This window comes from Ornithinibacillus californiensis (assembly GCF_001038485.1).
GTDB classification, from domain to species: Bacteria; Bacillota; Bacilli; order Bacillales; family Amphibacillaceae; genus Ornithinibacillus; species Ornithinibacillus californiensis.
The window spans coordinates 1-20,171 of the sequence record NZ_LDUE01000022.1 but is presented as its reverse complement, the minus strand read 5'-3'; the positions used below and the strand labels follow the sequence as shown (position 1 = coordinate 20,171).

Sequence of the window (20,171 nt, the reverse complement as noted above, 5' to 3'; positions counted from 1 at the left end):
CTATTACGTAGTCAATTCCGTCTCTACAATATTTGCTAGATAATCTAGTAATTCTTTTCTTAATTCCTCACGTTTTAAGGCAAATTCAATCGTTGTCTTAATGAATCCCATTTTTTCACCAACATCATAGCGTTCCCCTTCAAAATCATAGGCATAGATTGCTTCATGTTTATTCAATTCTGCGATTGCATCCGTTAATTGTATTTCCCCACCTGCACCCGGCTCAAGATTCTCTAGCATGTCAAATATTCTCGGACTTAAAATATACCTTCCTAAGATTGCTAGATTAGAAGGCGCTTCTTCTTTTTTAGGCTTTTCAACTAAATGGGTAACGTTATATAAATCTTTAGCAACCATACTTCCATCCACAATTCCATAGCGAGATACTTCATCCGGTTTAACCGTCTGCACTCCAAGAATCGAAGTTTTATAATGATTATATTGATCCATTAATTGCTGTAAACATGGTTTTTCCGCTTGAACGATATCATCCCCAAGTAATACAGCAAAAGGCTCATTCCCAATAAACTTTCGAGCACACCAAATTGCATGACCTAACCCCTTAGCTTCCTTTTGACGAATATAATGGATATCTACTAATTTGGATGATTTTTGCACCTCGGTTAATAAATCAAATTTCCCTTTTTCCAACAGGTTCTGTTCCAACTCAAACGAATGATCAAAATGGTCCTCTATTGCTCTTTTACCTTTACCTGTCACAATAATAATGTCCTCAATACCAGAAGCTATTGCTTCTTCGATAATGTATTGGATCGTTGGTTTATCTACAATCGGTAGCATTTCTTTCGGCATTGCCTTCGTTGCAGGAAGAAATCTAGTTCCAAGTCCAGCTGCTGGTATAATGGCTTTTTTTACTTTCATGTTTTCCCCTCCTTCACCTAACCAATTTGACTAATTAGCGAATCAACTTTTCGATTGGCAAGACTAACTAATTTTTCTCTTAATGTAATAGAATCCATCGTTTGATAGGATGTAATAATCTCATTAATTTCCTCGATAAATAGCTCTGTAGTTCTTCCAACATATATTTTAGGATAGACCTGTTCCTCTGACACTTCTTCGTCCTTCAGTAATTCTTCAAATAGTTTTTCGCCAGGTCTTATTCCAGTAAATTCAATACCAATTTCGTCTATAGAATATCCAGATAATTTGATGATATTTTTGGCTAGATCCACTATTTTCACTGGATCCCCCATATCTAACACAAATATTTCGCCACCTTTAGCAAGTGCACCAGCCTGAATAACTAGCCTTGAAGCCTCTGGTATGGTCATAAAATAACGAACCATTTTTGGATCAGTGACTGTAACGGGACCACCTTTTGCTATTTGCTTTTGAAATAATGGAATCACACTTCCTCTACTGCCAAGCACATTCCCAAATCGAACGGCAACAAACTTAGTATTATTTTGTTGATTCATATGTTGAACAATCATTTCAGCTAACCGTTTAGAAGCCCCCATCACACTAGTAGGGTTAACGGCCTTATCCGTCGATACCATCACAAATATTTCTACATTATTCCAACTTGCTGCATTGGCTATGTTTAACGTGCCAATTATATTATTTTTCACTGCTTCTTCAGGATTTCGCTCCATTAATGGGACATGCTTATGTGCCGCAGCATGGTACACGACATCTGGACGATATTTTTCCATGACCGCATTCATTTTTGCTGCGTCTTGGATATCTGCAATTTCTGTTATAATTTCTATCTTCTCATCTCGATATTTCTCTTGGAGTTCAATATCGATGGTATAAATGCTATTTTCACCATGTCCAAGCAATATTAGTTTCTCAGGCATAAACATGGCTATTTGGCGGGAGATTTCTGATCCAATTGATCCCCCTGCACCAGTGACCAGTACGACTTTGTCCGTTACATACTCGGAGATACTATGTATATCCATATCCACTGGGTCCCTACCTAATAAATCTTCAACATGGACATCACGCAGCTGGTTGACTTCAATTCTCCCTGTTATTAGGTCTTCCAGTAAAGGTAGTATTTTCGTTTCTGCTTTTGTTTTCGCACATTCTTTGAAAATGATATTTAGTTTTTTCCTACTTAAAGATGGGATAGATATGATGATGTTATTGATTTGGAGATCTTTCACAGTAGATGCTATTTCCTCAATTCCACCGATTACGGGTAACCCTAAAATTTCTAAATGATGTTTCTTGGGATCATCGTCTATGAATGCTACAGGGAGTAAATTTCCTTCATTATTTTTCAACAGCTGTCTTGCAACCATTGTTCCTGCTGACCCAGCTCCAATTATTAGTGTTCGTATTTTGTCGTCATTTTCATTCAAAATCGAGTTTCGATAAATTCTCCAGACAAACCTAGAGCCACCAATGAGAAACATATGGAGCAGCCACGTTACAAGAAGCATTTTATATTCAATCTTTTGTGTAAAAATTAATTGAACAAGAATTGCTGATATAATAGAAAAAGAGACCACTTTAAATATGATGATCAATTCTTGAACACTCGCATACTCCCATACCTTCCTATAAAGCTTTAACTTTATAGAGAATACATGATGACAAATTAATATTGCGGCTAGACTAATAAAGATTGGTAGGGATACGCTGGGGATAATATCATTTACTAGAAATTGACTAATAAAAATTGCGGTAAGTACAATGCAAGAGTCTATAAATATAAATGCTGAAATCCGCTGTCTATATGTCACTTAACTGTTTACCTCCTTTCAAAAGATTTAAAGAAATATGTAAAAAAATGGGCATCTAACCCGCCCTCACACCACACTATCGACGACAACTTGCGTCTAAGGTTTATCTCAACCCACAGCATGACCGAGTGCCTACATTAATAGTGGTAAGTAGGCATCACCAATACGTTATACCGCTAATTATGTGCTCAATAAAGAACAATAAAATTAAAAAAATATGTGCTTATTTCTCATTAAAAATGACACCCATTAGATTCGCATTTGCTAATTCTAATACTTTCTTTGTTTCTATTACGTCATCTACAACCGTCTTTCCACGATTGATAACCAACACGACACCCGCACATTGATTGGCAAGCACTCGAGTATCTGTAGACTCTAAAACGGAAGGAGAATCAATCAACACCATATCGTACATAGAAGCTGCACTTAATAACAACTCCTTCATCCCTTCACTTCCAAGTAACTCAGTTGGATTAGTAACCGGTATACCTGCTGTTAGTATATCGAGTGCTTGAATATCGGTATGCGAAATGGCCTGCTCGAGAGTGGTATAACCTTTTAGGACATTTGTTAACCCCTTATCATTGCTTATCTTAAAAATATCGTGAACCAATGGCTCCCGTAAGTTAGCGTCAATTAGCAATACTTTTGATTGCTGTTGAACAATAGAGACAGTCAAATTCGAAATGACCGTTGACTTTCCTTCCTTTTGCCTGGTTGAAGTTAGTAGGTATACTTTATTTTGCATGTTGTTCGTTAAAAACTTTATATTCGTGCGTATCTTTCTGAATTGGTCCGAGATAACAGAGTCACTATTGGTATACGTAGTGAGATGGACTTTCTGATTTCCTTTTATTTTATTTAACATCAGCTGTCTCACTCCTTACGGTTAGCTCTTTCTTTTTCTGTTTTTTTAATGTGTACTTCTTTTTATTCATATTTGAAACTACCCCTAATACTGGTACTCCAAGGATCTTTTCAACCTCTTGCTCTCTTCGAACTTTTTCATCTAGTGAATCCAATAGAAAAATTAACCCCAGACCAGTTACCACTCCAAAAATAAACGCAATAATAATAGTTCTTTTTCCACCGCTAGAATTGATTGGTTCCATATTAACTCTTGCATCGGACAATAATTGGACATTTCTAAAGCCAAGAATATTAACAATTTCTTCTTTAAAAGCAACTGCAGTAGTATTAGCAATTGCCGCTGCAAGCTCAGGGTTACTATCGACTACTGAAATACTTACTACGTGCGAGTTATCAATTCGAGTTACTGTAATTTGGTTTGATATCGAATCCGATGATCTAGTTAGGGATAAATCTTCTTTTACCCGTTCCATAATGATGGGGTCCTTAATCATGACCATAAGTGTACTCATGTCATTCGTTCCAGGCTCAATAATCATTCTTGTTGAGGTCTGATAAAGTGGTGTAAAGTTACTACTCGCAAAATAGCTATACAAAAAGCCAGCAATCGTAGTAATGAACGTGATTAATAGGACAATCCAAAACCGTCTCTTAATAACTTCAAAGTATTCTTTTAGGTTTATTTCACGAACTCGCTTTTCATGAGTTTGCTTTTGTTGGTAATCGTAGTTCATTAACATCACCTTATCTTCACTATTTTATCGTTCTGCTACTATCATACTAGTTTTATTCTTTATAAAGAACAATGATTCTAAAAAAATAAACATTTAATAAATAAATATTACTATAAAAACTATCCGCCTTAATATTATTATCATTTTAGTTCTTTATAATGAACATGTCAATATGTTTTTTGAAAAAAGTGTAAATTAATTTCGGGACAGAGGGACAGGTTTGTTGTCCCAGTCCTTTCACTCTGATCTGGGACACCTTTACTGACCCTTTGTCCCTCCATTAATGTAGCAAAACCCCACACCTAATAATTCTCCCAAGATTGCTCGTATATCTCTATCAAATGAGGATCAATTAACGTATTCGGCTTCAATTCAACCAGTTCGCCTTTCTTATCATGGATTTCCTTGTCTTCATCCTTCCCAAATACTCCTAACGTTGGAAGCAAGTCCGTAGTTAAAAATTCCGTATCTACTAAAATATCTAGACCAGATAAATTAATTTCCTCACGGCTAGCCATGACAAAGCCCCAGTTTCCGAAACTTGGAACATCAACATGCAGGTTTTTTACAAATAGACCGGTGTCAGCAACCGTCTCGGAAATGGTCCAGTATACTTCTGTAGCAAACACAGGACTTGTCGCCTGAATCATCGCCGCACCTCCAGGCTTTAAATGATTTCGGACTAACGAATAGAATTCCCGTGTATATAATTTATTTAGGCTTTCATTATTTGGATCAGGCAAATCCACGATAATGACATCAAACCATTCATCCGTTCCTTCTAAAAACTGAAAGGCATCGGTATTCTTCACATGAACTTTTTCATGCATCAAGGCTCCTTCATTCACCTCAAGTAACAGCTCATTCGTATTGGCCAATTTAATAACCGCTGGATCTAAGTCGACTAATGTTATGTTTTCAACCTCATCATACTTTAGGATTTCTCTTACAGCAATCCCATCTCCACCACCGAGGATCAATACATTTCGAGGTTGCTCAGCATAAGCCATCGTAGGATGAACGAGCACTTCATGATAACGGTGCTCATCAATTGAGCTGAATTGAAGCTGCCCATCTAAATACAACCGTACATCTTCTTGATCCCTCGTCAGCGTTATTTTTTGATAGCTTGTTTCTTCCGTATGAATAATGGGATCCTTATAAAGTTTTTGTTCAAAACTAAACGCCATCTCTTCCCCGAAAAATAAACCAATCAACAGAACGATCCCGATACTTACTCCAATAAACGCATGTACCAAGAAATAACGGATTTCTTTTCGGAATAAATACAATACGATTAAGGCAACAAGTAGATTAATACAGCCAACTAAAAATGCTGTTTTAACCATACCAAAATAAGGACGGAACAGAAACACGAACAGCACTCCACCAATTAATCCACCAGCATAATCAGAAAACAATACTCGTGCTGTACTTTTATTTAATGTTACTCCAATTTCGTTGGCTTTACGGATTAAAATTGGTAGTTCCACCCCTGTTAGAGCCCCCACAATCAACGTAATCGCATATAAAAACAGGGCATCTGTTCCTTCAGGTGCAAAGGCCGTAATCCCGAACATCGTAAAGCTGGAAAATCCACCAATTATTGCAACTCCAAACTCAATCCAGACAAACGTAATAATGAGATTTTTCAAGAACTTTTCGCTTAAACTAGCACCGATTCCCATACCTGTCAGGAATAGAGAAATCGTCAGGGTGTATTGCTTCACACCATCCCCTAATATGTAAGACCCTAAGGCCCCAAATAACACTTCAAAGACAATCCCACAAATGGACACAATCCCTGAAGACCAATAAATAATTTTACTTTGTCTCACTGCTGCTTCATTCAAACTCCATGCCCTCCAACACTTGCCACGTAAAGATTCCTTTTTTAAAGTTTTTTAAAATTTGAATGGTACTATTTGATTAGAAATATAATAGTTATGCACTGAGTGGCCAGAATACACGGACCAGGCTGTTAGCAAAAATATGATGACTAAAAGCTGTATTATCAAAAAAAACGAAAGACCAAGCAAAAGCTTGGCCGCATGCGTTGATTTTTACGTAATAGAAGCGCCGATTACTAATGCCAACCCAATCGATACACCTAAGGACATGAGTCCAACTGCAATATTATTTTTGGCTAGCTGCTCTTCAACGGAAAAATTCCTTGTGAAGAAGTCAAACAGAAAATAAGCAATCATTTGTAATACGACACCAAACACACCCCAGATAATTGTTTCCCAAATCACGTCACTACTGTAAATCGCAAAGGCTAAGATAATGCAGATCCCGATTATTTTCCCGATAATCGATAAAGAAACTGCCACATTACCATTTTTTACTTCTTCCAAATCCTTATATTTGCGCGTTAAGTTTTCAAAAAGGAATAAACCAGCTAGTACAATTACAATGGAAATTACAAAATAAACTAACGTTGAGATAAATGGTTCCAAACTTTTCGCCTCCCTTTAATTATTTACCTGAACCAGGACCGCCTCCACGGAATGTTGTATTCCCACGGCTAGGTGTGCCTAATCCACCCATACCTGAGTAAGTTCCGCGATGCTTTTTGCTCCAATCGTCTACATCTAACACATCGTCTAACAACCTAAGCGTAAAATATGTACTTAAGAAATTGGGTGAATAATTTCGTCTGACAAACTCATCACTCGCAACCTCAATCAAGAGCACACTAGAGTCTGCTTCACTTTCGCGTAATGTAATGAATTCATCAGTATATATTAAGATTTGCTGATTATCCTTTACCGCACTTATCTCAGTCGGTTTAATCGTTTCGGTTAAGAGTGAGCTAAGCTCTGTCAGATTAAAACGTGTGGTCGCAAAAATATCCGCATTACTGGAGTCTCCCTTGACGCTAGTAACTTTAGGAAAATTAGCCTCAATGACATCATCAATCTCATAGTTGGAGGAATTCCGAATCGTTGTAGTAATTTCTTCTTTGGGTGGTTCATCCGGTATATCCTCGGCTGTGATAGCTCCCCCATTCATTCCACGAGAAGAACAAGCGGATAAAATAATTACTAGGAACAATAACCCTATAAGTAATATCTTATTCTTACACAAATCAATCCCCCTCTCATCAGAAGGAGCAGTCTAATGAATAGTACTGCTCCGCATATGTTCCCCTTTACTGTTTGCCCATTTTTTCTTTCAGTTTTGCTAATTCATCATCAACTTCACTATTTTTACTTAACGCTTCAAACTCATCATCAAGCGTTCGGCTTGCGGAAGATAAATCCTCACTAGTTTCAGCCTCCGCTTCAAAACGTAGCACTTTTTCTTCCATTCTTTCAAAACCTTGACGCGATTTATCATTGCCAATACTAGACATGGAACGATTAATTTTCGTGCGAGTCTTCGCAGATTCAGCACGAGCTTTTAACGAATCCTTTTTCAGATTCATTTCTTGATATTCTTGTTTCATTTCATCTAGTTTAGTCTTTAATACTTCTGAATCCTGCTTCGCTCTTTCCCAAGACTCTGTTAAGGATGTCGCAGTGGACTCATGTTGTTTTTTGTCCTCTAGGGCACGACGAGCTAAATCATCATTTCCAGCAACAATCGCTTGTTCAGCTTGCTTCTGTCTTTTTTCCACCATTGCTTTAGCGTCATCCATTTTGCGCTTCAACATTTTTTCATTGGCAATTTGTTTCGCAACAGCCGCTTCCACCTCACGAATATCCTCTGCCATATCACGCATAAATTGATCCAGCATTTTCACCGGATCTTCCGCTTTGTCTAACATCGCATTCAACTCTGAACCGACAACTGTCTTTACTCGCTTGAAAAATTTAAACATGTTTTTTCCTCCTGTTTTGGGTGCCTGTCACTCCCCGATTTTTATCGAACTTCGTCGAAAATCACGATTAATTCGATCCTGCCATTATTTTAATTTCATAATTTTCAATTGGATAACCGACACTTATCTCAATCTCGCTTCCCCATCCCTCAATACTTAAGAAGCTTTCTTCATCCTCATCCGAATAATCTGCATAATCCACTAAAGAACCATGTATGTTCTTGCTTCTGCCTTCACCAATGACCCTAGCTGTACCTGACTCTTCCAGGTAATAGGCCTTCCCCTCCAACTCTAGTTGCTTCGGATAAGGTTTAGAAACGGGTAGTTGAACTTTTTTATAAATTCCTAACTCAAGCTCATCATCCATTTCTGCTGCTAACCAGATTGTATCATGCCCTTCGAGTAGCTGGTACCCATACCATTCATAATTCCCATCTCGGTAGGTAATTTTTCCCACTACCTCGTAATCGACAAGATCATAATTGATAATATCCCCAACTTTGATGGTTAACACTGTTCTCTCTTTTGGTGCTGGCTCGTTACTTTTATTTTTGGAGAAAATTTTTGAAAATAGCCCCATAACTTCACCTCACATCTAATAAATAAACTTACCCTAAATTAAGTGTATCATAAGCCCCCCGTAGTCATGCTAGCCTTAGCTAGTAATACGAGAAATACCCATAATAGGTTTCAATATATTTAAGTTTTGTTTTATATTTTAGCTTCAACTAAATGAGCACCCATATCCATAAATATATGTTATGCTAAATTTAAGAGTAACAGTATACCTTTTAAGGAGTTTTCATTGATGGAAGTAATGGGTAGACACATAATCGCTGAACTGTGGGAATGTAATATAGATACTTTAAATAATATCGAATTAATCAAGCAAATTTTTGTAGATGCCGCACTCGAAGCAGGCGCGGAAATTCGAGAGGTTGTCTTTCATCAATTTGCACCATATGGCATAAGTGGCGTAGTGATTATTTCGGAATCGCACTTAACGATTCATAGTTTTCCAGAAAAAGGATATGCGAGTATTGATGTGTATACGTGTGGAAAGAATGTGGATCCTAGGGTTGCAGTCAATTATATTATAGAATCTTTAGAGGCAAAAACAAGTGAGATAATGGAGATTCCTCGTGGGATGGGTCCTGTTCGGCCTAGGTTACTTGGAACAGAGGGAGAGGTTCCGAGTAATTAGCTACCTAGCATTTATTTTTGCTTTTATATAGCTTCCACTATATCTTTCTCCTTCTATAATCGATATAGAAGGAGAAAGGTAAGCAGATGTTTATTAACTGCTCCTTTTAAGCCATTTGTTTCGATTATATAGATAAATAAGAAGAGAGGGGTGGCCCCAATAGGCACTTACCCAACCTCCCCTCTATTACATGATTTGGTGAAATGGAGTTTTTTTATAGATTTTATTTAGTTACCAATGAAACAAACATCTTCCCAATATTCACAATCGCACGCTCATCAATGTTAAACTTCGGATGATGATGCGGGTAAACGGCATTTAATTCTTCACTTCGGCCCCCAACAGTAAAGTAAACAGCTGGAATTTCCTTCGTGTAATAAGCAAAATCCTCACTTCCCATCATCGGAGCATCTGTGAACAAGTTTTCCTCACCGAATAACCCTTTTGCTACTTCCAGTACTTGCTTGGTTTCTTCTGGGTTATTGTAAATGGATGGACAGTCTTTAACGTATTCTAAATTAACTCCAGCACCATTTGCTGCGCAAGTGGACTCGGTGACACTCTTCAATGCTTCTTCAATAACAGTTCGAGCTTCTTCATCAAACGTACGAACCGTTCCTCTGATCACCGCAGTATCTGGAATAACATTATTTCCTTCCCCACTATGAAAAGATCCAACTGTTAACGCCGCGCCTTGCAATGGATTAACACGGCGACTAACGATTTGCTGTAGACTAACCACCAATTGACTTCCCGTTACAATTGGATCAATGGTTAAATGTGGCTGATTTCCATGTCCACCTTTTCCATAAATCGTAATATTGAAGTCATCCTGTGCCGCAGAAAAATATCCCTCTTTAACACTTAAAGTTCCAAACTCTTCCGTTGACATGACATGGGCACCATAAATGACATCAACACCATCTAGCGCTCCATCTTTAATCATCGGCTCAGCTCCACCTGGCGTAACCTCTTCAGCAAATTGATGAATGAACTTCACGGTTCCAGGAATGTCATCTCGGTGCTCTGTAAGAACTTTAGCAACCCCAAGAAGTGCCGCAGTATGCAAATCATGGCCACATGCATGCATCACACCAGGTACACGAGATTTAAACGGTACATCCGTTTCCTCATGAATCGGTAACGCGTCAAAGTCTGCTCGTAAAGCAACCGCTCTACCAGGCTTGCCACCTTTTAATGTAGCGACAACACCTCGGCCACCTACTCCAGTCCGCACTTCCAAACCAAGCTTTTCTAAATACGCAGCAATCTTTTTAGGCGTTTCTACCTCCGTATTCGAAAGCTCCGGATACATATGAAAATCACGTCGAAGCTCTACTAACTCCGGATAAATCTCTTCTAATCTAGCAAACATATTCTCTAACATAAACTATTCCTCCGCTTATTCTATGATGACGGAAGGAGGGACTGTCCCTCCTACCAAATAAACAAATGCGCTACAGTTACAAATATCGCACCTAATGCATATTGAATTAATACCAATGGAAGAATCCATTTCATCCACTTTATCCAAGGAATTTTCGCAAGTGCTAAGGCTGCCATTAACACGCCCGCAGTTGGTGTGAATACATTCGAAATACCGTCACCATATTGAAACGCAAGTACTGCAGTTTGACGGCTAACCCCGATTAAATCACCAAGTGGAGCCATAATTGGCATACTGATTGCAGCTTGTCCACTTCCTGAAGGAACAATAAAGTTTAATAGACTCTGAACAACGAACATACCAATCGCCGCTAGGGCAGTCGGTAAATCAGCAACTAGATTGGAAACATAGTATAGAATTGTATCAATTGTATTCGAATCTTGTAATATCCGTAAGATCCCATAAGCAAAACCAACGATTAATGCACCTTGAACCATCTCTTCGCAACCCTTAACAAAAGCATTAGCCATTTCATTCATTCTAAACTTAGCAATAATACCAACCACAATCCCCATAATAACAAATAGCGCGGCGATTTCAGTAATATACCAGCCTTGTAAAATAACTCCTAATGCAAGTCCAACAATTGTTAGAGCTAATACTACTAGAATAGCAATCTGTCTTTTCGATAATGATTGTTCACTATCTGTTTCTTCACTCACAGTACGTTGCTTATCCTCCGCATACATCAAGCTTGTCGTCGGATCTTTTTTCACTTTTCTTGCATAAATCATGACATAGGCAATTGTTACCCCAACAAAAATAGCCCAGAATACCAATCGAACACCCATACCAGAGAAAGTAGGAAGTCCTGCGATTCCTTGAGCAACCCCTACGGTAAATGGGTTCATAAATGCTGATCCAAATCCAGCATATACACCAACGATAATCATCGCAGTGCCTGTCATGGAATCAAATCCCATTCGAAGAGCTAGTGGTACAGCGATTAAGATAAATGGAATAGCTTCCTCGGCCATACCCCAAGTAGCTCCACTAATTGCTAAAAACAGCATGATAACTGGGATTAATAAGATCTCTTTCCCATTTAATTTTTTCGTCAGTGATCCAAATGCAGATTCAAATGTTTTAGTGGCCGTTAAAATCCCAAACGCTCCACCTACAATAAAGATAAAAAATACAATCCCTGCAGCGTCCACCATTCCTAGATGCAAGGATTCAAATAATTGCATGAATCCTGTTGGGCTCGATTCAATTGTATGATACGTTCCATCGACAACTAAGGAACGACCATCCTCATTTACTGTCCGCTCATATTGACCGGCAGGAATCAGATACGTCGTGATTGCCGTGATAACCATTAATCCGAATAAAATAATAAAACTATGTGGAAACTCAAACCTTTTCTTTGTTTTTACTGTGTTTATTGTACTCATGATGCACATCCCTTTCTGTTTTTGGGTGTGCACAGAAAACTGCGGAGAGGTATGTATGTTAGTTATTTTTGTTGGAATAGATTTACACGGGCCCATGTATTTCTAGAAATCTAAACAACAAAAAAAGACAACGAAAGGAAAATAACCTAACATTGTCTTTGAACAATACGTTATCCTCCATCCTGATCAGTAGTTCTCCATGCACTTAACATTGCATGACAGTATGCTCCTTGTTCAGCAAGCATCCCAGCAATAATGAATTCGACCTTCATTACGCTTCGGCAACTAATCCTTTCAGCAATCCTCATCGATGTCATACTCCGACTGCTTACTTATACTAATCGCACCTCTACCTCATCGAATGACAAGGTTCAATATGAAATTGAAATATAGTAACTAATATTAACAGAATCTATGATTTTGTCAAGTAAGGATATTCTTAACTTCCAGACTATTCATTTCCTTATTTATTGTATAGCTCTTTATAGGCAATCACTTTCAATGCCATTATTTCTTCTTCCGATAAGTTGCTTTCCATTTCCTGCATGAGTTCTTCTTTTGTTAGTTGTCCTTGTTGAGCCTTGGATTGTATATCTTGTAGGCCAGTTACCCCTACTCTTTTCACCAACACTCTTGTCGCTTCTTCTTTCGTGTTAAAAGGTAACGTACTATTATCAATAGATTCGGCCTCTTCAATGAAAGCTTGTAACTCTGGGTCACTTTCAATAGCTTGTTTAATATTCTCTATCTCACCACTATTTTCCAATTCAGTTGTTAAAGCATCCATTAATTTATCCGATGCTATGTTCGTACCAAAATAGTAAACCCCGTACCCCAGAAGAACTAAAACAAAGATTACAACAATCAAATACTTAATAACTTTCATATTAATACTCCCCCCTGCAACTAACTATACAATAAATCGCCAGGTTGGAATACGAATTTTATCTGTTATTCACTCGCTTCTGAGACAGTTCCTCATGAATGATATCATACATTTTAATTACTCCTGTTTCATTTGCATCAAAATCAAATGAATATTCGACCTTAATACCTATGTTATCCGCTTCCGTAACAGCATCCATATTAGCCCCTAGAAAAATAAATTCCCAACCATGTATGTCCTGTTGCTTTTGAATCATAGACCTAATCCGATTAGAGCTATATTCCCGACTAGCATTTTCATGACCATCCGTGGTTATGACAAAAATAACGTTTGAAGGTTTTTTATCCTCTGCTGTATTCGAAAGTCGATAGCTAACATCCATTATCGTTCTACCGATGGCATCTAAGAGCGCGGTGGTCCCTCGAACAAAATACTGCTCATTCGTCAAAAGAACAGTATTTGCATCAACACCATTCCACAATAACTCGTAGTCATGATCAAACAGAACTGTAGTAAGAATCGTCTCACCTGGTAATTGACATTGCTTACGAATAAGCGAATTAAATCCTCCTATCGTATCACTCTCCAGTCCTCCCATAGAACCACTTCGATCCAATAAAAATATAATTTCAGTCTTATTCTTCATGTTCAAATCACCCTCCTATTATTTTACCCATGCTATAATAATAAGTAACAACAGAAGGAAAGTGGTCGCTTGTGAAGCGACATTTAGGAGGGGCTATGTTGGATACAAATTTCTTACGGGAATTAGAAGCGTTTATTGAATTTCAACAAAACAACTTAGTGCATGCAGATTACTCCTTATATAAAAGTGCAGACATTCTTGAAGCAGAAGTTGAATTAGAAAGCTTTATTAAAACAAATCGGAAGGCATCGTTTCAGGAGCTGTTACTATCCTTTATAGATGAGTCAGGAGCAACAGATCCCGAAATATACAAGAAGGCAGGATTGGACCGGAAGCATTTCTCTAAGATTCGCAAACCTACTTATCAGCCAAGTAAACCAACGGTACTTCTCCTCATACTAGCACTTGAACTTTCCTTAGAAGAAGCTGAGGAATTATTACAAGCAGCTGGATTCGCTTTATCTGATAGTGATATTACGGATCTTGTTATTCAATATTGTTTGGATAAAGCGGTATATGATATCGATGAAGTTAACATAGCGCTGGAGCATGTTGGATTAAGACCTTTATGATGAGGGAAAAGAAGGAAGGACACGCTAAAAAGGAGTGTACAACAAGATTAGTTACTCTCTCGTCCACTCACTCTTTAGTATTTATCTATTTATTTTTCTTACGTATTAGCAAAGTTGCTATAGCACCTGTGAGGATTCCACCAAGTACATTCATACCTGAGAATAAACGCAATAACCAATACCTACGCATGGAATTCAAATTAAATCGCAAATCAGCTATTTGGGTGAAAATGAATCGAATTTCCATCGGAGATAAATTATTATGCAATTGTTTTGATATTTGATCAATGCTATCTAGATAATACGCCTTCGCTTCATCAAGAATTTTAGGATTACTTTCCGTTAAATTTCGCAAATAATCCATGGATGAGGCTGCAAGCATTTCCCTATCACTTCTTAGAATTAGGGAACTAATATAGTTCTCACGTTTAACATCTTTCAACTTCCCTAGCCGTTCTACAACAACTTGTACCTCATTTTCATGTAGTCCCTTTTGATTTCCTGTTATTTGTCTCTCCTTCCGCCCCATTTTACCCCCCCAAACAAAATAGTCGGGTACCAATCTTCTATACGACTAATGATTGATTCCATTGTACTACAAAAGAACTATCATTTGGATAATATTTCCTAAATTTCCTAGAGAATTCATATGCTTAATAAGTATTATTGATGATTAGTCCTTTTAGCAAATAATCCTAGCCTGAATAAAAAAAGCTATTTAACTCCAATAATAGATGTCTCTCATTCATTGAAGTCAATAGCTATTTTTAACTCTTAGTCTTCCGTTGCAACCTTAAGATCTACTATATAAAAACTGTCATCAATTCTCTTCAACGTATAAGTAGTCGTCTGATTTACAGTTTCTTCCGTCGGATCTGACCAGTACTCATCGTAATAATAAATCGCATAACTCTCTTTCACAACAGCTTCGTACGTATCTTTATCAAGACTTTTTACGTCTTTAAATTCATAGTCCAATATTTCTTCTTCAATATAATTTTCATATAAATTCGTGATGAAATCAACTTGTTCTTGATAAAGAGCACTGTTTTCATCGATATAATATCCTAGGCTAGACGTTGATCCGTAATAAATTGCTTGGGTAAACTCCGCTAAATATTCACTGATTGTATATTTAATTTCTTCCACATCTTGTTGGTACAATAAACCTTTAATATACTTATCCGCCCAGCTACTCTCTTATTCTATTATGATGTTCTTCACCTGTTCAACACCGTTAGACATAACTTTTAACCAAATTTCGCCGCTCTTTAATGCTGTTAGCTTACCAGTTTTTATATCATATACAGCTTTATACTGTGCTGTTTTTATAGCACGTTCTAATTGATTACCTGTGCCAACAAACACATTCTTACTGCCTATCCAAGTAGTGGATGCTGGATATTGTAATGGGAAGTTTAGCCCTCCTGCCTGATGTCCATCAGCAGAAATAACTACGGTTTCTCCAATAGCCATGCTCTCAGGTGCATCCATACTAATCGATTCTAATATCGGCCGAACCTCTACTTGAATCCATTCCGATCCACTTGCATTTCCGTGAGCAGCTGCATTTTCTGGACCAAAAGCTTGTGCAGGAATTGGAGTAGGGTCAACCCCAAACATCGTCCAAGCATAAAATCCTCCATTGTTTGAGGAACCATAAGGTGCTTTCCCCGCTGAACCGGTAACCATATACGGCACACCTTCTACTCGCTCCAGATGTACGGTATGGGCATGGCCGCTAATATAGATAGCTCCTTTACCACCAGAAGTTTCTCGGAACTCTGTCAACCAATCTTCTAAAAGCACTGCTTCCTTCCGATCAGATAACTGACTATTATTAGTTGGAAGAGGATCCCTTGTTGGATGATGCCCTAATACAACCACATTGTTAATCGATGGATTCGCTGCTGCCTCATTCAGCGATTGCTTCAATTCTATTAATTGTTCAAAATCGCTCGTCCGGAAGCTACCTGTTGATGAATCTAGTAAAATAAAACGAGTGCCTTTATGGTCAAAACTATAGCGGTTCTCCCCGAAGACCTCTAAGAAATTATTTAGAGAACCACTACCTACTATCTCATGGTTTCCAGGCGTGTAATAGATTGGAAATGCATCTCCAACCTCTTCTTCTAATACTTGCTTGGCAAACGCAAAATCCTCTTCCCATGCTGTGTCAACAAGATCCCCATTAACCACTAAAAACTCTGGGTTTGCCGCAACAATTTCACGTAATGCTTTCCGAGCCATTTGCGCCTGTTGACTATTTGGTGACAACGCAACAAATTGCGAATCAGATAAGACTGCAAATTTCCAACGGTCTTCCCCAATCCCTTCATTCGGAACAATTAAAGGATCTGGTGTAGCTGTATCTACTTCTACCCCCGCTACAGTCGGAGGAACTTTTACGGTTAAATCATCAAATATTAAAGCCCCAGTATATTGATCATTACGATTCGTTTCTACCGGATAGATTCGCCATAATTTTACGGGATATTGAATTCCCTCTGGTAGTGTTGTCTCCACATATTTCCAACCAGTCCAATTCACCGAATTAGCAAGTGTTAATGTATATCTCGTCCCTGCAGCATCCTCTAGAACGGTACGAAGCCATGCACCATTTCCATCCCCATGTACCCAGAGACCAATATTTTGCACATCACCAGGTAATTCTATCATTGGAGAGGTTTGTAAATAAGCTGCACGAGTTGCTGTCGTGGTTGAAAAATCATAGCTTAATTGGATACCATTCCCTTGTCGACCATCTACTATTTCCATTGACGCACCAACTGCAGATGGATATTTCGTAAACGACCAACCTTCTGTACTTTCAAAACCAGAGATACTTACAGTTGAAAGTCCAACTGTAATAGGAAGTTGAACGACTTTATCTAATACGGTTATCGTAATAGTAGTTGAACCTCCATCTAATAAAGGGACCACAGTAAAACTCCCATCCGAATTCTCTTCTACCGTAATAACCTGATCATCATAATCCAATGTAATATCGCGTGCTTCAATCGGTGCGGTATAACCCTCCTGATCATAACCACTCACTGTAAAGCTTGCCGTTCTTCCCATTTCCAAACCAATGTAGGACTGAGAAGCTTCTATCCGATCAAGTTCACCAAGAATGACTATCTCTTGTGCTCCCTTAGCAGATTGTACCTGTGCTTCTGCAACTGCCTTTCCAGATTTTTTTGCATAAAAAATTCCACCATCATCGAAGGAACCTACATCTGCTGGAAGAGCTTGCCATTGAATACCATCTACTCCAACGGGAGAAAAATTTTCATCATATCCAAGACCGACGAAACTTCTACTTAAGCCTGGGAAAACACGGGAGCTTTTGTCATCCTTCATCACCGTTTCCACTGCAAAGTTTTTCAGTTCCCCACTACCGTCTTCTACAAAAATTCCAATTCCATTCGGTACAGAACGCTCCGAGCCATCAGAAGGACTGTTAACAACTTTCGCATCTCCATACCCTGGCATCCGTGCCACCATCGTTGAGGAACCGCCACCATCAATATTTAATGCTTGATAGGCACCATATTCCTTCATTAATTCTCCCATTTCCTGTAGAGTCATCCCGCGGCTATCGGTTTGCCGTCCATCAACTACAACTAGAATCATGGTTTGACCATCTTCCGTGAAACCTACTGCTGTCCGAGGTGCTGTAGTACTGTCATCTAAATTCCCACGAACGTTTCCATTCTCTACTAATTGCACATTCCCACCGATAGCAAATTTCATTAACGTATCTCCATCAACCCTAGGTGCATAGATTATACTAACTTCATCTCCAATGGATAACGCTTGTAAATGAGTTGCACCAGCATCACGACCAACTAGAATGAAGGTTCCCTCCTCAATCACACCACCTCCAGCCTGACTAGAAGTAGAGACTACTCTACCATCCTGGACAACCACCTCATATGTTGTTCCACTAGTTGGACGTTGCGCTTGTCCCCAAAGAGACGTATAAAGCCCAATTCCTCCCGTAGGAATACTAGACTGATTGAGTGCAGCAAGTTCTACTTCACCAGATGGTAATTGGACTCTTCCCTCCAAGAACATGTTAGAAATTTTACCAATTCCATTCTCATCCACACCTGCTGTTAATATATGAGAACCCTGTGGGCTTTTTAATAGATTTCCATCTTGAATCATTGCACCAGATGGCGCTTTTGTATTGTTAATATCAAAGAAGTCCCCATTCACTCCTGCAATAGCTCCATACTGTTTTGCCATCTCCGAAAGAGGCTTCGCACTAGTAATCACGCCTGGAAAAAGTAAGTCGGCAGAAACAGCCTCATGGTTCATGTTTACGCTCATTACTTCTCCATTCAACCAACCACGCACATCAAATCGTTCAAATGTCGTTAGCTCAATCCCTGGGCCAATCTGGGTTGTCTCTTCATTAGCTAAAATGGTCTTCCCGGCAGGACCTACTGTGACAATAGGTTCCGACTTATCAGAAGAAGCTGGACGAACATCTGAAATAGGGTTCCCCTCTGCTTGTACAACCGGAGAAATGGTAGAAACAGCAAGTACTCCAACTAAGAAACTACTAATCCATTTACGGTTCATCATAAATCCCTCCCTTTACTAGTTACATATCTTCCTTCCTATTGTACTAATAGCCTGAAAATAACTACACCGAACAATAGTACTAAATTCACTACAAAAAACGACAGTCCACTAGCCTTTGGGTTATCTTATCATCTAGCATGAGTAAATAGAGTGAAGCAATTACAAACGCTACCCTCCTTTTATTACCTTCTATCTTCTATGCTAGCAAAGGCATATTAACTAGATATTAGATGGCTGTGAACTTTTTTAGGAGAATAGTATGAATAATATTTACGTTGGTCCTAGGTTATTGGGCAAAAAGTTGGATAGTCATGTGGTATGATACTAGTAAACTAACTATTAAAATCTAGGAGTTCAAACTATGGGAGATGTACTATATCTTTTATTTACAAACGGGGCAATGCAGAAAGCAGAACTAGTGCAAAAGCTAATGATTACAAGTGGTGAATTCTATCCACTAGTATCTAAATTAAAATCAGAAAAGCTAATAGTTGAGGTCGCTCCAGACCTATTCAGTCTTTCTAGTACTGGTAGACAAGCCATACAACAAAAAAGGGAGGAAAAGGAATCTAAGCTGGAACACGAAAAGTTTTTGCTAGAAGAAAGACAAAAACTACTAAAGAGGAGCGCAATTGAAGAAAATATATATCTTAATCAAAAAATTAACCAGTTAGAGGGCCAAGTGGTATCTCTTGAAAAAGAGATTAAATATTTACTACATAAAAATAAACAGCTTACAAAATCTTTAGAGTCTGAAAAAGACCTCCGACTGAAAAAGGAAATTAGACTTCGTGAAGTTGTTCGATACCATCATCAAAGGGAAAGCAGAAGGAATAGTCCCTTCACTAATAACCCATTGGATCCCTTGATTGACAAGGCAATTATGGAGCATGAGGATCAAATAATCTCTGGGAAAGAAGATTACGACCCAACCCATGATCCTAACTCTCCGTTCTATATGGATGACATCGAAAGATATTTTCAAAGAGTGAGAGACGGGGAGGAGTAGAAGGAATAAGGAGACGATTCCCCTTTATTCTAAACTGATTGGACCTAGTACAACTGAGTGACATACTCTCCAAAAGTACAAACAATAAAAAAACATACTAAGATTAGTGGGTAAGATCATCGACGGATGATTTTGCCCACTATTTTTCTTTTTAGAGTTATAGTGAGAAGTGAAAGAAAGCTCGATCAGCCTCAGGGATCATTGAATCCGTATCAAAAACCGAGCTTCTTCACTTTCATTTTTGAATCAGGTTTAAGTATGTTG

19 protein-coding genes and 1 riboswitch are annotated in these 20,171 nt (G+C 38.4%); of the genes, 3 read left to right on the top strand and 16 right to left on the bottom strand.

The features are described 5' to 3' along the window. Positions 1-3: 3 nt before the first annotated feature. The 9 genes from galU to TE34_RS06150 all read right to left on the bottom strand — a co-directional run bounded on the left by galU (position 4) and on the right by TE34_RS06150 (position 8,733). Positions 4-882, bottom strand: a complete 879-nt coding sequence (gene galU / locus TE34_RS06190; RefSeq protein ID WP_047983971.1) for a UTP--glucose-1-phosphate uridylyltransferase GalU — start codon at positions 880-882, stop codon at positions 4-6. 17 nt (positions 883-899) lie between these two features. Then, a complete protein-coding gene (locus TE34_RS06185) occupies positions 900-2,720 on the bottom strand; it encodes a polysaccharide biosynthesis protein (RefSeq protein ID WP_047983970.1) in 1,821 nt (606 codons plus the stop codon). 223 nt (positions 2,721-2,943) lie between these two features. After that, entirely contained in the window at positions 2,944-3,591 is a 648-nt protein-coding gene (locus tag TE34_RS06180) for a CpsD/CapB family tyrosine-protein kinase (RefSeq protein ID WP_047983969.1), read from the bottom strand. Then, a complete protein-coding gene (locus TE34_RS06175) occupies positions 3,581-4,327 on the bottom strand; it encodes a YveK family protein (protein ID WP_047983968.1) in 747 nt (248 codons plus the stop codon). Before TE34_RS06175 ends, TE34_RS06180 begins: the two co-directional genes overlap by 11 nt. A gap of 302 nt (positions 4,328-4,629) precedes the next feature. Beyond that, positions 4,630-6,180, bottom strand: coding sequence for a polyamine aminopropyltransferase (locus tag TE34_RS06170; RefSeq protein ID WP_047983967.1), 1,551 nt, complete (start codon positions 6,178-6,180; stop codon positions 4,630-4,632). 210 nt (positions 6,181-6,390) lie between these two features. After that, positions 6,391-6,786, bottom strand: a complete 396-nt coding sequence (locus TE34_RS06165; protein ID WP_047983966.1) for a DUF350 domain-containing protein — start codon at positions 6,784-6,786, stop codon at positions 6,391-6,393. 19 nt (positions 6,787-6,805) lie between these two features. Continuing rightward, positions 6,806-7,417, bottom strand: coding sequence for a DUF4247 domain-containing protein (locus tag TE34_RS06160; RefSeq protein WP_047983965.1), 612 nt, complete (start codon positions 7,415-7,417; stop codon positions 6,806-6,808). Positions 7,418-7,481: 64 nt separating this feature from the next. Continuing rightward, positions 7,482-8,153 carry a PspA/IM30 family protein gene (locus tag TE34_RS06155; protein WP_047983964.1) on the bottom strand — a complete coding sequence of 224 codons (672 nt, stop codon included), beginning with the start codon at positions 8,151-8,153 and terminating at the stop codon, positions 7,482-7,484. A 67-nt stretch (positions 8,154-8,220) separates the two neighbouring features. Continuing rightward, positions 8,221-8,733 (bottom strand): DUF4178 domain-containing protein, encoded by a 513-nt coding sequence (locus tag TE34_RS06150; RefSeq protein WP_047983963.1) that lies wholly within the window; start codon positions 8,731-8,733, stop codon positions 8,221-8,223. 228 nt (positions 8,734-8,961) lie between these two features. Between TE34_RS06150 and speD the strand changes: the two genes are divergently transcribed. Continuing rightward, a complete protein-coding gene (gene speD / locus TE34_RS06145; protein ID WP_047983962.1) occupies positions 8,962-9,357 on the top strand; it encodes an adenosylmethionine decarboxylase in 396 nt (131 codons plus the stop codon). 223 nt (positions 9,358-9,580) lie between these two features. Here speD and TE34_RS06140 read toward each other — a convergent pair whose 3' ends face one another. The 4 genes from TE34_RS06140 to TE34_RS06125 all read right to left on the bottom strand — a co-directional run bounded on the left by TE34_RS06140 (position 9,581) and on the right by TE34_RS06125 (position 13,730). After that, the gene (locus TE34_RS06140; RefSeq protein ID WP_047983961.1) at positions 9,581-10,744 is read right to left on the bottom strand and encodes a M20 metallopeptidase family protein; all 1,164 of its coding nucleotides are present in this window, start codon (positions 10,742-10,744) and stop codon (positions 9,581-9,583) included. Between the two features lie 50 nt (positions 10,745-10,794). Next, positions 10,795-12,198 carry a YfcC family protein gene (locus tag TE34_RS06135; protein ID WP_047983960.1) on the bottom strand — a complete coding sequence of 468 codons (1,404 nt, stop codon included), beginning with the start codon at positions 12,196-12,198 and terminating at the stop codon, positions 10,795-10,797. 182 nt (positions 12,199-12,380) lie between these two features. Next, positions 12,381-12,558, bottom strand: a riboswitch (Lysine riboswitch). A 103-nt stretch (positions 12,559-12,661) separates the two neighbouring features. Then, a complete protein-coding gene (locus TE34_RS06130; protein ID WP_047983959.1) occupies positions 12,662-13,084 on the bottom strand; it encodes a hypothetical protein in 423 nt (140 codons plus the stop codon). A gap of 58 nt (positions 13,085-13,142) precedes the next feature. Beyond that, entirely contained in the window at positions 13,143-13,730 is a 588-nt protein-coding gene (locus TE34_RS06125) for a vWA domain-containing protein (protein ID WP_236687113.1), read from the bottom strand. Between the two features lie 98 nt (positions 13,731-13,828). Between TE34_RS06125 and TE34_RS06120 the strand changes: the two genes are divergently transcribed. Next, positions 13,829-14,302, top strand: a complete 474-nt coding sequence (locus tag TE34_RS06120) for a hypothetical protein (RefSeq protein WP_084710637.1) — start codon at positions 13,829-13,831, stop codon at positions 14,300-14,302. 85 nt (positions 14,303-14,387) lie between these two features. Here TE34_RS06120 and TE34_RS06115 read toward each other — a convergent pair whose 3' ends face one another. From TE34_RS06115 to TE34_RS06105, 3 genes are all read right to left on the bottom strand, one after another. Next, the gene (locus TE34_RS06115) at positions 14,388-14,831 is read right to left on the bottom strand and encodes a hypothetical protein (RefSeq protein WP_047983956.1); all 444 of its coding nucleotides are present in this window, start codon (positions 14,829-14,831) and stop codon (positions 14,388-14,390) included. 245 nt (positions 14,832-15,076) lie between these two features. After that, on the bottom strand, positions 15,077-15,466 hold the full coding sequence (locus TE34_RS06110) for a TcaA NTF2-like domain-containing protein (RefSeq protein ID WP_047983955.1): 390 nt from the start codon (positions 15,464-15,466) through the stop codon (positions 15,077-15,079). Positions 15,467-15,502: 36 nt separating this feature from the next. Further along, positions 15,503-18,895, bottom strand: coding sequence for a phosphodiester glycosidase family protein (locus TE34_RS06105; RefSeq protein ID WP_047983954.1), 3,393 nt, complete (start codon positions 18,893-18,895; stop codon positions 15,503-15,505). A 364-nt stretch (positions 18,896-19,259) separates the two neighbouring features. On the opposite strand from TE34_RS06105, the gene TE34_RS06100 reads away from it, so the two are divergent. Next, positions 19,260-19,907, top strand: coding sequence for a hypothetical protein (locus TE34_RS06100; protein ID WP_047983953.1), 648 nt, complete (start codon positions 19,260-19,262; stop codon positions 19,905-19,907). Positions 19,908-20,171 lie beyond the last annotated feature (264 nt).

Bases quoted from the DNA above. Each gene is read 5' to 3' on its own strand.
- TE34_RS06180 (WP_047983969.1), bottom strand. From the start codon at position 3,591: ATGTTAAATAAAATAAAAGGAAATCAGAAAGTCCATCTCACTACGTAT.
- speD (WP_047983962.1), top strand. From the start codon at position 8,962: ATGGAAGTAATGGGTAGACACATAATCGCTGAACTGTGGGAATGTAAT.
- TE34_RS06125 (WP_236687113.1), bottom strand. From the start codon at position 13,730: ATGAAGAATAAGACTGAAATTATATTTTTATTGGATCGAAGTGGTTCT.
- TE34_RS06100 (WP_047983953.1), top strand. From the start codon at position 19,260: ATGGGAGATGTACTATATCTTTTATTTACAAACGGGGCAATGCAGAAA.
- TE34_RS06155 (WP_047983964.1), bottom strand. From the start codon at position 8,153: ATGTTTAAATTTTTCAAGCGAGTAAAGACAGTTGTCGGTTCAGAGTTG.
- TE34_RS06140 (WP_047983961.1), bottom strand. From the start codon at position 10,744: ATGTTAGAGAATATGTTTGCTAGATTAGAAGAGATTTATCCGGAGTTA.
- TE34_RS06135 (WP_047983960.1), bottom strand. From the start codon at position 12,198: ATGAGTACAATAAACACAGTAAAAACAAAGAAAAGGTTTGAGTTTCCA.
- TE34_RS06130 (WP_047983959.1), bottom strand. From the start codon at position 13,084: ATGAAAGTTATTAAGTATTTGATTGTTGTAATCTTTGTTTTAGTTCTT.
- galU (WP_047983971.1), bottom strand. From the start codon at position 882: ATGAAAGTAAAAAAAGCCATTATACCAGCAGCTGGACTTGGAACTAGA.
- TE34_RS06115 (WP_047983956.1), bottom strand. From the start codon at position 14,831: ATGGGGCGGAAGGAGAGACAAATAACAGGAAATCAAAAGGGACTACAT.
- TE34_RS06175 (WP_047983968.1), bottom strand. From the start codon at position 4,327: ATGAACTACGATTACCAACAAAAGCAAACTCATGAAAAGCGAGTTCGT.
- TE34_RS06150 (WP_047983963.1), bottom strand. From the start codon at position 8,733: ATGGGGCTATTTTCAAAAATTTTCTCCAAAAATAAAAGTAACGAGCCA.
- TE34_RS06105 (WP_047983954.1), bottom strand. From the start codon at position 18,895: ATGAACCGTAAATGGATTAGTAGTTTCTTAGTTGGAGTACTTGCTGTT.